Source organism: Streptomyces sp. NPDC002853 (assembly GCF_053591915.1).
Genome location: NZ_JBSFUS010000003.1, coordinates 104601 through 117447, shown reverse-complemented (window position 1 = coordinate 117447; position 12847 = coordinate 104601). Strand labels below are relative to the sequence as shown.

Sequence of the window (12847 nt, the reverse complement as noted above, 5' to 3'; positions counted from 1 at the left end):
ACAGTGGATAGAAACCGCGATCCGGTGGGTGAGACTGGTCCCACTGTAGATGTATGAGAAGTGAGGTCGGATGATGCGTACGCGTCCGCTGAAGGTGGCGCTGCTGGGCTGTGGGGTTGTCGGCTCAGAGGTGGCGCGCATCATGACGACGCACGCCGACGACCTCACGGCCAGGATCGGCGCCCCGGTGGAACTCGCCGGGGTGGCCGTGCGCCGGCCGTCGAAGGTGCGTGAGGGAATCGATCCTTCCCTCGTCACCACCGACGCGACCGCGCTGGTCAAACGCGGTGACATTGATGTCGTCGTCGAGGTCATCGGGGGCATCGAGCCCGCCAGGACCCTCATCACCACCGCTTTCGAGCACGGTGCGTCCGTCGTCTCCGCCAACAAGGCGCTCATCGCGCAGGACGGCGCCGCGCTGCACGCCGCCGCCGAGGAGCACGGGCGGGATCTTTACTACGAGGCTGCCGTCGCCGGTGCCATTCCGCTGATCCGGCCGCTGCGCGAGTCCCTCGTCGGCGACAAGGTCAACCGGGTTCTCGGCATCGTGAACGGAACCACCAACTTCATCCTCGATGCCATGGACACCACCGGTGCCGGGTATCAGGAAGCGCTCGACGAGGCCACCGCGCTCGGGTACGCGGAAGCCGACCCGACCGCCGACGTCGAAGGCTTCGACGCCGCCGCCAAGGCCGCGATCCTCGCCGGGATCGCCTTCCACACGCGCGTGCGTCTCGACGACGTCTACCGCGAGGGCATGACCGAGGTGACCGCCGCCGACTTCGCGTCCGCGAAGCGCATGGGCTGCACCATCAAGCTGCTCGCCATCTGTGAGCGCGCCGCCGACGGCGGGTCCGTCACCGCGCGCGTGCACCCCGCGATGATTCCGCTCAGCCATCCGCTGGCGTCGGTCCGTGAGGCGTACAACGCCGTCTTCGTGGAAGCGGAGGCCGCGGGTCAGCTCATGTTCTACGGGCCCGGCGCGGGCGGCGCTCCCACCGCGTCGGCCGTTCTCGGCGACCTCGTCGCCGTCTGCCGCAACAAGCTCGGCGAGGCCACCGGGCCCGGCGAATCCGCGTACACCCAGCTGCCCGTGAGTTCCATGGGCGAGGTCGTCACGCGCTACCACATCAGCCTCGACGTAGCCGACAAGCCGGGTGTCCTCGCCCAGGTCGCGACGGTCTTCGCCGAGCACGGCGTATCGATCGATACGGTCCGTCAGACGGGCAAGGACGGCGAGGCCTCCCTCGTCGTCGTCACCCACCGCGCGCCCGACGCCGCCCTCACCGGCACCGTCGAGGCGCTGCGGAATCTCGACACCGTGCGTGGTGTCGCCAGCATCATGCGGGTTGAAGGGGAGTAAGCAGCAATGACCCACCAATGGCGCGGAATCATCGAGGAGTACCGGGACCGTCTTCCCGTCTCCGACACGACGCCGGTCGTGACGCTCCGTGAGGGCGGCACGCCGCTCGTGCCCGCGCAGGTGCTCTCCGAGCGCACGGGCTGCGAGGTACATCTCAAGGTCGAGGGCGCCAACCCGACCGGGTCCTTCAAGGACCGCGGCATGACGATGGCGATCACGAAGGCCAAGGAGGAGGGCGCGAAGGCCGTCATCTGCGCCTCCACCGGCAACACGTCGGCCTCGGCCGCCGCCTATGCCGTACGCGCGGGAATGGTCTGCGCCGTCCTCGTGCCGCAGGGCAAGATCGCGCTCGGCAAGATGGGCCAGGCGCTCGTCTACGGCTCGAAGATCCTCCAGGTCGACGGCAACTTCGACGACTGCCTGAACCTCGCCCGCGCCCTCTCCGAGAACTACCCGGTGGCGCTGGTCAATTCGGTCAACCCGTTCCGCATCGAGGGTCAGAAGACCGCCTCGTTCGAGATCGTCGACGCGCTCGGTGACGCCCCCGACATCCACGTCCTGCCGGTGGGCAACGCGGGCAACATCACGGCCTACTGGAAGGGCTACAAGGAGTACGCCGCCGACTCGATCTCGACGCGCACTCCTCGTATGTGGGGCTTCCAGGCCTCCGGTTCCGCGCCCATCGTGCGCGGCGAGATCGTCAAGGACCCGTCGACCATCGCCACCGCGATTCGCATCGGCAACCCCGCGTCGTGGCAGTACGCCCTCGACGCGCGCGACGAGTCGGACGGCTTCATCGACGAGGTGACGGACCGTGAGATCCTGCGCGCCTACAAGCTGTTGGCGTCCCAGGAGGGTGTCTTCGTCGAGCCGGCGTCGGCCGCTTCCGTCGCCGGTCTGCTGAAGGCGGCCGAGCAGGGCAAGGTCGACAAGGGGCAGCGCATCGTCTGCACCGTCACCGGGAACGGCCTCAAGGACCCGGACTGGGCCGTCGCCGGCGCGCCGCAGCCGGTCACGGTGCCGGTCGACTCGGCCGCCGCGGCCGAGCGTCTGGGCCTGGCGTAGCCGAATCTGGTCTGGTGCGAGTGACCCGGATCTGGCATAACCGTCCCGGTCCGGGATAACCGCAGCCGGACGGCGGGCATAACCGCCTGGAAAACCCGGAACTCCGCATAGGGGGTGCACAGGGGGCTTACGACACGCATCGTGCGCCTCCTGTGCGCCCTATGTCGCCACAGAACCTTCCTTCGATAGGCTGTACCGAACCCGCCCCGCCGCATATGCCGCGGTGCTGCCGCAGAGCGGCCTTCGGGTAGTGCCTCATCACGTGGCAAGTCCTCAAAAGATCGCAGCTCAAGGAGAGTCATCGAGCGATGGCCGGTCCCGCGTTCCGCGCCGCCGCCGTCCGGGTGCGCGTCCCCGCCACCAGCGCCAACCTCGGCCCGGGCTTCGACGCCCTCGGCCTGTCGCTGGGTCTGTACGACGACGTCGTCGTGCGGGTGGCCGACACCGGACTGAACATCGACATCGCAGGTGAGGGCAGCGAGACGCTCCCACGCGACGAGTCGCATCTGCTTGTACGTTCCCTGCGCACCGCCTTCGACCTGCTCGGCGGACAGCCGCGCGGGCTCGAAATCGTCTGCGCCAACCGCATTCCGCACGGCCGGGGCCTCGGCTCCTCGTCCGCCGCCATCTGCGCGGGCATCGTCGCCGCGCGCGCCGTGACGATAGGCGGCGACGCCCGGCTGGACGACAACGCCCTGCTCGAGCTCGCCACCGAGATCGAGGGCCACCCGGACAACGTCGCCGCCTGTCTGCTCGGCGGCTTCACGCTCTCGTGGATGGACGGGGGAGCGGCGCGGGCGATCCGGATGGACCCCGCCGAATCCGTCGTTCCGGTGGTCTTCGTACCGGGAAAGCCCGTCCTCACCGAGACCGCGCGCGGACTGCTCCCGCGCACCGTCCCGCACGTCGACGCCGCCGCCAACGCGGGTCGGGCCGCACTGCTCGTAGAGGCCCTGACCAGGCGCCCCGAGCTGCTGCTCCCCGCGACCGAGGACCGGCTCCACCAGGACTACCGCGCACCCGCCATGCCCGAGAGCGCCGCCCTGGTCGAGCGCCTGCGCGCGGACGGTGTCCCGGCGATGATCTCCGGCGCGGGACCCACGGTCCTCGCGCTGGCCGACGAGAGTGCGGCGGACAAGGTCGCACGCCTTGCCGGCGAAGGCTGGGCGGCCAACCGCCTGGCGCTCGACGCGTCCGGCGCGAGCGTGTTGCCGCTTGCGCCCTGACACCCGTTAGCCGGTTAGAAGAGGGGGAATGTTTGTTGGATCCGGTAGTGTTAACCTCAAGTCTGCACCCGACCCCACCATGGCGAGGTGCTTCGTGTCCCCGTCCGGGACATCCATCCTTCCGGGAGCCTCCCAAACTGCTCTGTGCCTCGCACTGAGCGGTGCCGAGCACGCTCCGGAATTGGCGTGACCGAGTCGAGTGACACCGCACCTCAGTGGCACCTCACCGGGACTCGCCATCACCAGTGAATTCTTCCGCCGCGCGTTGGCGGACCACCGCCCCGGCATGGTCCACACACCAGAGGACCTCCGGACAGCACAACCGGTCGCCGAGCCAGACAGGCCGACGTCCGCTCCAGGGAAGGACCCTTCGTGAGCGACACCACCGATCTGATGGGCGTGACTGCCGACACGCCCGCCACGGACGCCTCTGCGGCGCCTGCCACCGGTGCTTCGGCCGGGTCCCGGCGGCGCCGCGGCACCGGCCTCGATGGCATGGTGCTGGCGGAACTGCAGCAGGTCGCATCCGGCCTCGGTATCAAGGGCACCGCGCGGATGCGCAAGAGCCAACTGATCGAGGTCATCAAGGAGGCGCAGGCCGGCGGGGGAGCCTCCGCCAAGAGTGCCGCGCCCGCCGCGTCCGCGGATGCCGAGACGAAGCCCAAGCGCCGCGCCACCTCGAAGGCCCGGACGGGCGAGGACACCGCCGCGAACTCGGCGAGCCCGGACAAGGCCACCAAGGCGAGCAAGGCCGACAAGGCCGAGCAGCCGGCCAAGGCCGATGACGCCGCCCAGCAGCAGATCGACATCCCGGGCCAGCCCGCGGGTGCCGACAAGGGTGAGCGCCGCCGTCGCCGTGCCACCGCCGACGCGGGCAGCCCCGAGACGGTCACCGCCGAGGCGAAGAGCGAGCCGAAGACCGAGGCCAGGACGGACGCGCCGTCCGAGGCCAAGGGCGACGGCTCCGGTGACAACAACGCCGAAGGCCGCCGTGACCGCCAGGGCCGCGACCGTCAGGGCCGTGGCCGTGACCGCGACCGCCGTGGCAACAAGGGCGACGAGCAGCAGGGCGGCAACCGCCAGCAGGGCGGCGGCCGTCAGGACCGCCAGGACCGCGGCGACCGCCAGGACCGTCAGCAGCGGGACCAGCGCGACCAGCGGGACAACGGACCGCAGGACGACTTCGACGACGAGGCGGGTGGCCGTCGTGGCCGCCGCGGCCGTTACCGCGACCGCCGTGGCCGTCGTGGGCGCGACGAGTTCGGTGGCGCCAGCGAGCCGCAGGTCGCCGACGACGACGTACTGATCCCCGTCGCGGGCATCCTGGACATCCTCGACAACTACGCGTTCATCCGGACCTCGGGCTACCTGCCCGGTCCGAACGACGTGTACGTGTCGCTCGCCCAGGTCCGCAAGAACGGCCTGCGCAAGGGTGACCACATCACCGGCGCCGTCCGGCAGCCCAAGGACGGCGAGCGCCGCGAGAAGTTCAACGCGCTCGTCCGCCTCGACTCGGCGAACGGCATGGCGGCCGAATCCGGGCGCGGGCGACCGGAGTTCAACAAGCTGACGCCCCTTTACCCGCAGGACCGGCTCCGCCTGGAGACCGACCCGGGCGTGCTCACCACCCGCATCATCGACCTCGTGTCGCCGATCGGTAAGGGCCAGCGCGGTCTGATCGTGGCTCCGCCGAAGACCGGCAAGACCATGATCATGCAGGCGGTCGCGAACGCGATCACCACCAACAGCCCCGAGTGCCACCTGATGGTCGTCCTGGTCGACGAGCGTCCGGAAGAGGTCACCGACATGCAGCGGTCGGTGAAGGGCGAGGTCATCTCCTCGACCTTCGACCGTCCGGCCGAGGACCACACCACGGTCGCCGAGCTGGCCATCGAGCGCGCCAAGCGTCTCGTGGAGCTGGGGCACGACGTGGTCGTGCTTCTCGACTCGATCACCCGCCTGGGCCGTGCGTACAACCTGGCGGCCCCGGCCTCCGGCCGCATCCTGTCCGGTGGTGTCGACTCGACCGCGCTCTACCCGCCGAAGCGCTTCTTCGGTGCCGCGCGCAACATCGAGGACGGCGGTTCGCTGACCATCCTCGCCACCGCGCTCGTCGACACCGGTTCGCGCATGGACGAGGTGATCTTCGAGGAGTTCAAGGGCACCGGCAACATGGAGCTCAAGCTCGACCGGAAGCTCTCCGACAAGCGCATCTTCCCGGCGGTGGACGTCGACGCGTCCTCCACCCGCAAGGAAGAGATCCTGCTCAACAGCGAAGAGCTGGCGATCGTCTGGAAGCTGCGCCGGGTGCTGCACGCGCTCGACTCGCAGCAGGCCATCGAGCTGCTTCTCGACAAGATGAAGCAGACGAAGTCGAACGCCGAGTTCCTCATGCAGATCGCGAAGACGACCCCGACGCCGGGCAACGGCAACGACTAGTCCCCGCGGCATCACGAAGGGCCGCCCCCGTCATCCGACGGGGGCGGCCCTTCGCGTTGTAGGGGGCGCGCGAGGAGCGCGGAATGACCTTGGCCACAGGTCTAAGAGTTCCTTATGGTCACGGGCAGTAGCCCCGCGTCGGGAGAAATCGCAGGTGAGAGGCCCAAAGGGTGGGAGAGGAGTGCACGATGCGTCACAAGTGCGCGCCGGGGCGCTCACAAAGCGCTGTGCAACCCTTCTTTCGGTTTACACGTCTGACTAGTGACGCCAGACCACGCCTGACCCTGAAAGCAGGGGGTAACCGACCCGACGAGGACTGAGGAGCACATGACCGACGAGAGCGCACCCGCGGCGGATACGGCACCCAAACGCTCCCGAGGTGGTGGCGGTCGGCGTCGCAAGCCGCGCGAAAAGCGCAGCAAGGTTCTCGTCGTCACCGCGTGGACCGCGGCATCGGTGGTCGTCCTCGGCGGCGCGGGCCTCGGCTTCGTGTACTTCAAGCTCAACGGCAACATCAAGGGCGTCGACATCAACGCGGCGCTCGGCACGGACCGCCCGGAGAACGTCGACAACGGTTCGCAGGACATCCTCGTCCTCGGCTCGGACTCCCGCTCCGGCGACAACGCCAAGTACGGCAAGGACGAGGGCGCCGCCCGCTCGGACACGGCGATGGTCGTGCACGTGAACAAGGGCCACAAGACGGCCAGCGTCGTCTCCATACCCCGCGACACCCTCATATCCCGCCCCGAGTGCCAGACGGACGACGGCAAGAAGGACCCGGGCGGACAGCGGCAGATGTTCAACACGGCGTACGAGGTCGGGGGCCCCGCCTGCGCCGTCAAGACCGTGGAGAAGATGTCCGGCATCCGGATGGACCACTACGTCGAAGTGGACTTCTCCGGCTTCAAGAAGCTCATCAACACCCTCGGCGGCGTCGAGATCACCACCAAGAAGGCGATCAACGACAAGGACAGCCACCTCAATCTCAAGGCGGGCACGCACCAGCTCACCGGCGAGCAGGCCCTCGGCCTGGTCCGCACCCGGCACGGTGTCGGCGACGGCAGCGACCTCGGCCGCATCCAGCTGCAGCAGGCCTTCATCAAGGCCTTGATCAACCAGGTCAAGGACGTCGGCGTCTTCAGCAACCCGAAGAAGCTCTACGACCTGGCGAACGACGCGACCAGTGCCATCACCACCGACTCCGACCTGAACGACGTGAAGAGCCTCGCGGGCTTCGCGGGCGGCCTCAAGGGCATCGGCGCGGGTGACATGAAGATGGTCACGATGCCCATCCAGTACGACCCGGCCGACCCCAACCGCGTCCTGCCCCTGGAGAAGGCCGACCAGCAGGTCTGGGACGCGCTCAAGGCCGACAAGCCGATACCCAAGTCCGCCACGGAGAAGTCCGCGGGTGACAAGGGCGACGCGAGCGATGTCGTGACCAGCGACTAGCGGGGTCCGGATCCCCCGGGGAATAGAACAGGACCCACCCCGGTTTGGGCAGATGCGACCAGTCCTGGCAGACTGGTACGTCGGCCCCGGTTCACGTACGAGCAATCCGCGCGTACGACCCGGTGCCCTCCCGAAACTAGGAGACACCTTGAAGCGCGACATCCACCCCGAGTACTTCGAGACCCAGGTCAGCTGCACCTGCGGCGCGGAGTTCACCACCCGCAGCACGATCTCCAGCGGCACCGTCCGTGCCGAGGTCTGCTCCGAGTGCCACCCGTTCTACACGGGCAAGCAGAAGATCCTCGACACCGGTGGCCGCGTGGCCCGCTTCGAGGCCCGCTTCGGCAAGGCTGCAGCCAACAAGTAGCGAGCCACTGCGCCGGTCTTCGGCCGCCCCCGGGAGGGGGCGGTTGGGACCGGCGCTTTGCCGTCTGATCGCAGCAGCCACCTTCGCGCAGAACCCGTGCGCAGTACCTTCGCGCAGAAACTCAGGAGACCCCGATGTTCGAGGCGGTCGAGGAACTGATCGGCGAGCACGCCGATCTGGAGACGAAGCTCGCGGACCCCTCGGTCCACGCCGACCAGGCCAACGCGCGCAAGCTCAACAAGCGCTACGCCGAGCTCACCCCGATCGTCTCGACGTACCGCGCCTGGAAGCAGACCGGCGACGACATCGCGACGGCCCGTGAACTGGCCGCAGAGGACCCGGAGTTCGCCGCGGAGGTCAAGGAGCTGGACAAGCAGCGCGAGGAGATCACCGAGAAGCTGCGTCTTCTCCTGGTGCCCCGCGACCCGAGCGACGACAAGGACGTCATCCTCGAGGTCAAGGCGGGCGCGGGCGGCGACGAGTCGGCGCTCTTCGCCGGCGACCTCCTGCGCATGTACCTGCGGTACGCGGAGCGCGTCGGCTGGAAGACCGAGATCATCGACGCCACCGAGTCCGAGCTGGGCGGCTACAAGGACGTCCAGGTCGCCGTGAAGACCAAGGGCGGCAACGGCGCGACCGAGCCCGGCCAGGGCGTCTGGGCGCGGCTGAAGTACGAGGGCGGCGTGCACCGCGTGCAGCGCGTGCCCTCCACCGAGTCGCAGGGCCGCATCCACACCTCCGCGGCCGGCGTCCTGGTGACGCCCGAGGCCGAGGAGGTCGACGTGGAGATCCACGCCAACGACCTGCGCATCGACGTGTACCGCTCCTCCGGGCCCGGCGGCCAGTCCGTCAACACGACCGACTCCGCGGTGCGCATCACGCACCTGCCCACCGGAGTGGTCGCCTCCTGCCAGAACGAGAAGAGCCAGCTGCAGAACAAGGAGCAGGCGATGCGTATTCTGCGCTCCAGGCTCCTTGCCGCGGCTCAGGAGGAAGCGGAGAGCAAGGCCGCGGACGCCCGCCGCAGCCAGGTCCGCACCGTCGACCGCTCCGAGAAGATCCGGACGTACAACTTCCCGGAAAACCGGATCTCGGACCACCGTGTCGGCTTCAAGGCGTACAACTTGGACCAGGTGCTCGACGGAGACCTCGACGCGGTCATCCAGGCCTGCGTCGACGCGGACTCCGCAGCCAAGCTCGCGGCCGCGTAAGCACCCGACAACCGCACTGCCCCCGGAGGACCAGCGTGAACCTGCTGCTCGCGGAAGTGGCTCAGGCCACCCAGCGGCTGGCCGACGCCGGCGTGCCCTCGCCGCGCAACGACGCGGAGGAGCTCGCGGCCTTCGTGCACGGCGTGAAGCGGGGCGGGCTGCACTCCGTCAAGGACTCGGACTTCGACGCCCGCTACTGGGAGACGATCGCGCGCCGTGAGGCCCGTGAGCCGCTCCAGCACATCACCGGGCGCGCGTTCTTCCGCTACCTCGAACTGCAGGTCGGGCCCGGTGTCTTCGTGCCGCGGCCCGAGACCGAGTCCGTCGTGGGGTGGGCCATAGACGCCGTGCGCGCGATGGACGTCGTCGAGCCGCTCATCGTCGACCTCTGCACGGGCTCCGGGGCCATCGCCCTGGCCATGGCCCAGGAGGTCCCGCGCTCGCGCGTGCACGCCGTGGAGCTCTCCGAGGACGCCCTGAAGTGGACGCGGAAGAACGTCGAGGGGTCCAGGGTCAAGCTCTCCCAGGGCGACGCGCGTGACGCCCTTCCGGAGCTCGAAGGACAGGTCGACCTCCTCATCTCGAACCCGCCGTACATCCCGCTCACCGAGTGGGAGTACGTCGCTCCGGAAGCCCGCGACTACGACCCGGAACTGTCGCTCTTCTCCGGCGAGGACGGCCTCGACCTGATCCGCGGCATCGAGCGCACCGCCCACCGTCTGCTGCGGCCCGGCGGTGTCGTCGTCATCGAGCACGCGGACACCCAGGGCGGCCAGGTGCCGTGGATCTTCACCGAGGAGCGGGGCTGGGCCGACGCGGCCGATCACCCCGACCTCAACAACAGGCCGAGGTTCGCGACGGCCCGCAAGGCGATGCCGTGAGCCCCACCACTTCAAGTCAGCAGTACGTGTACGAGGAGGCCCGCTAGATGGCACGGCGATACGACACCAATGACGCGACCGACCGTACGACCGGTCTGCGCGAGGCCGCGTCGGCCGTCCGCCGTGGCGAGCTGGTCGTGCTGCCCACCGACACCGTCTACGGCATCGGCGCCGACGCCTTCACGCCGGAGGCGTGCGCCGACCTGCTCGACGCCAAGGGCCGCGGCCGGAACATGCCCACGCCTGTCCTCATCGGGTCCCCGAACACGCTGCACGGCCTGGTCACCGACTTCTCCGAGTCGGCCTGGGAACTCGTCGACGCCTTCTGGCCCGGGGCCCTGACCCTGGTCGCCAAGCAGCAGCCGTCGCTCCAGTGGGACCTCGGGGACACCCGCGGGACCGTCGCGATCCGGATGCCGCTGCACCCCGTCGCCATCGAACTGCTCACCGAGGTCGGCCCCATGGCGGTCTCCTCGGCGAACCTCACGGGACACCCGTCCCCCGAGGACTGCGACGCCGCGCAGGAGATGCTCGGCGACTCCGTCTCCGTGTACCTGGACGGCGGCCCGACGCCGGGCATCGTCCCCTCATCGATCGTGGACGTCACCGGGCAGGTGCCGGTACTGCTGCGCGCGGGCGCCCTGACCGCGGAGGAGCTCCGCAAGGTGGTACCCGACCTCGAGGTGGCGAATTGACAGCCCCTGAGACGGGGCGTGGCATAGCGGCTTATCCCGATTCGTTCCGCATCCTCCACGTCAGCACCGGCAATGTGTGCCGCTCGCCCATCACTGAGCGGCTGACCAGGCATGCCCTGGCCGACCGCCTGGGCGATCCCTTCACCGGCGGCCTGATCGTGGAGAGCGCGGGCACGTGGGGGCACGAGGGCGCCCCCATGGAGACCAACGCCGAGGCGGTGCTCGCCGACTTCGGCGCGGACGCCTCCGGCTTCAAGGGGCGCGAGCTCCTCGACGAGCACGTCATCCGGGCGGACCTCGTCCTGACGGCCACCCGGGACCACCGGGCGCAGGTCATCTCGATGGGCCACTCGGCGGGGCTCCGTACGTTCACGCTCAAGGAGTTCACGCGGCTCGTGCGGGCCATAGATCCGGCGACGCTGCCGCACCCCGACGGGGGAGTGGTGGAGCGGGCCAGGGCCCTCGTGCGGGCCGCCGCGGCGCTGCGGGGCTGGCTCCTGGCGCCCACGGCGGAGGCGGACGAGGTGTACGACCCCTACGGGGCGCCGCTGCCGTTCTTCCGCTCGGTGGGCGACGAGATCAACGAGGCGCTCGACCCGGTGGTGACGGCGCTGACAGGCGTGCGGGCCAAGGCGTAAACCTTTCTCTTCGCGCCGCCCCGAAAGATCGGGCTGACGCCGCGCGGGCACCGTGTGGCGGGCCTACATTGGAGGGACCCGCACCCCTCGCGAGGCCCGGAGCCCAAGATGCCGGTCAGCACCGCACCCACCGCCGCCCCGACGGCGCCCGCTGACTTCGACGCGCTCCGCCGCGCGGACCCCCAGATGGCGGAGATCCTCCTCGCCGAGCAGGACCGGCAGGCGTCCGGCCTCCAGCTCATCGCAGCGGAGAACTTCACCTCGCCCGCGGTGCTCGCCGCGCTGGGCTCACCGCTCGCCAACAAGTACGCCGAGGGGTACCCCGGCGCCCGTCACCACGGCGGCTGCGAGCTGGTGGACGTCGCCGAGCGCATCGCCATCGACCGTGCCAAGGCCCTCTTCGGCGCCGAGCACGCCAACGTGCAGCCGCACTCCGGCTCCTCCGCGGTCCTCGCCGCGTACGCCGCCCTGCTGCGCCCCGGCGACACCGTCCTCGCCATGGGCCTGCCGTACGGCGGACACCTCACGCACGGCTCGCCGTCGAACTTCTCGGGGCGCTGGTTCGACTTCGTGGGATACGGCGTCGACGCGGAGACCGGCCTCATCGACTACGACGGGGTCAGAGCCCTCGCCCGTACGCACCGCCCGAAGGCGATCGTCTGCGGCTCCATCGCCTACCCCCGGCACATCGACTACGCGGCCTTCCGCGACATCGCCGACGACGTCGGCGCCTACCTCATCGCCGACGCCGCCCACCCGATCGGCCTGATCGCCGGCGGAGCGGCCCCCAGCCCCGTGCCGTACGCCGACGTCGTCTGCGCCACGACCCACAAGGTGCTCCGCGGCCCGCGCGGCGGCCTGATCCTGTGCGGCTCCGAGCTCGCGTCGCGCATCGACCGGGCGGTGTTCCCCTTCACGCAGGGCGGCGCCCAGATGCACACGATCGCCGCCAAGGCCGTCGCGTTCGGCGAGGCGGCAACCCCGTCCTACACGGCGTACGCCCACCGGGTCGTCGCCAACGCGCGCATCCTCGCCCAGGCGCTGGCCGCCGCGGGCTGCGCGATCACCACCGGTGGAACGGACACGCACCTGATCCTCGCCGACCCCGCGCCCCTGGGCGTCGACGCGCACACCGCCCGCGGCAGGCTCGCCGCCCACGGTCTCGTCCTGGACACCTGCGCCCTGCCCTACGCCGACGGGCGCGGACTGCGGCTCGGCACCGCGGCCGTCACCACACAGGGCATGGGCGACGCGGAGATGGTGCACATCGCCCGGCTTCTCGCCGATGCGGTACGTGACCAGTCCACGGAGGCGAACGACTCGAAAGTACGAGAGGAAGTGCGGGAACTGGTGGGCAGATTTCCGCCGTATACCGCCTAGGTCGGGGTAGCGGCGTCAGGGGAAGGCGCGTACTCGTGCAACCATCGTCGCTACCCGGAAGTCCCTCACCACATGCACGCAGAGCTAGGGTGTGGGGCTGAGATGGCCAGCGATATCTGTGGGGAAGCCC

11 protein-coding genes are annotated in these 12847 nt (G+C 69.7%); all 11 read left to right on the top strand.

Annotation, left to right across the window (positions count from 1 at the left end):
- The first annotated feature begins 70 nt into the window (after window positions 1-70).
- The 11 genes from ACWD02_RS08400 to ACWD02_RS08350 all read left to right on the top strand — a co-directional run bounded on the left by ACWD02_RS08400 (window position 71) and on the right by ACWD02_RS08350 (window position 12717).
- The gene (locus tag ACWD02_RS08400) at window positions 71-1363 is read left to right on the top strand and encodes a homoserine dehydrogenase (RefSeq protein ID WP_451206141.1); all 1293 of its coding nucleotides are present in this window, start codon (window positions 71-73) and stop codon (window positions 1361-1363) included.
- 6 nt (window positions 1364-1369) lie between these two features.
- The gene (gene thrC / locus ACWD02_RS08395) at window positions 1370-2428 is read left to right on the top strand and encodes a threonine synthase (RefSeq protein ID WP_363209279.1); all 1059 of its coding nucleotides are present in this window, start codon (window positions 1370-1372) and stop codon (window positions 2426-2428) included.
- A gap of 308 nt (window positions 2429-2736) precedes the next feature.
- Window positions 2737-3654 carry a homoserine kinase gene (thrB, locus tag ACWD02_RS08390; RefSeq protein ID WP_451206138.1) on the top strand — a complete coding sequence of 306 codons (918 nt, stop codon included), beginning with the start codon at window positions 2737-2739 and terminating at the stop codon, window positions 3652-3654.
- 372 nt (window positions 3655-4026) lie between these two features.
- The gene (rho, locus tag ACWD02_RS08385; RefSeq protein WP_451206134.1) at window positions 4027-6093 is read left to right on the top strand and encodes a transcription termination factor Rho; all 2067 of its coding nucleotides are present in this window, start codon (window positions 4027-4029) and stop codon (window positions 6091-6093) included.
- Window positions 6094-6420: 327 nt separating this feature from the next.
- A complete protein-coding gene (locus ACWD02_RS08380) occupies window positions 6421-7545 on the top strand; it encodes an LCP family protein (protein ID WP_451206131.1) in 1125 nt (374 codons plus the stop codon).
- A 148-nt stretch (window positions 7546-7693) separates the two neighbouring features.
- The gene (gene rpmE / locus ACWD02_RS08375; RefSeq protein ID WP_363209283.1) at window positions 7694-7912 is read left to right on the top strand and encodes a 50S ribosomal protein L31; all 219 of its coding nucleotides are present in this window, start codon (window positions 7694-7696) and stop codon (window positions 7910-7912) included.
- Between the two features lie 134 nt (window positions 7913-8046).
- Window positions 8047-9123: a peptide chain release factor 1 gene (prfA, locus tag ACWD02_RS08370; RefSeq protein WP_365820548.1), complete on the top strand. Its 1077-nt coding sequence runs from the start codon at window positions 8047-8049 to the stop codon at window positions 9121-9123.
- 35 nt (window positions 9124-9158) lie between these two features.
- Window positions 9159-10004: a peptide chain release factor N(5)-glutamine methyltransferase gene (gene prmC / locus ACWD02_RS08365; RefSeq protein ID WP_451206127.1), complete on the top strand. Its 846-nt coding sequence runs from the start codon at window positions 9159-9161 to the stop codon at window positions 10002-10004.
- A 47-nt stretch (window positions 10005-10051) separates the two neighbouring features.
- Window positions 10052-10699, top strand: coding sequence for an L-threonylcarbamoyladenylate synthase (locus tag ACWD02_RS08360; RefSeq protein WP_363209285.1), 648 nt, complete (start codon window positions 10052-10054; stop codon window positions 10697-10699).
- Window positions 10696-11337, top strand: a complete 642-nt coding sequence (locus ACWD02_RS08355; RefSeq protein ID WP_363209286.1) for an arsenate reductase/protein-tyrosine-phosphatase family protein — start codon at window positions 10696-10698, stop codon at window positions 11335-11337. The genes ACWD02_RS08360 and ACWD02_RS08355 overlap by 4 nt, the downstream gene beginning before the upstream one ends.
- A 108-nt stretch (window positions 11338-11445) precedes the next feature.
- Window positions 11446-12717: a serine hydroxymethyltransferase gene (locus ACWD02_RS08350; RefSeq protein WP_451206123.1), complete on the top strand. Its 1272-nt coding sequence runs from the start codon at window positions 11446-11448 to the stop codon at window positions 12715-12717.
- The last annotated feature ends 130 nt before the right edge of the window (window positions 12718-12847 follow it).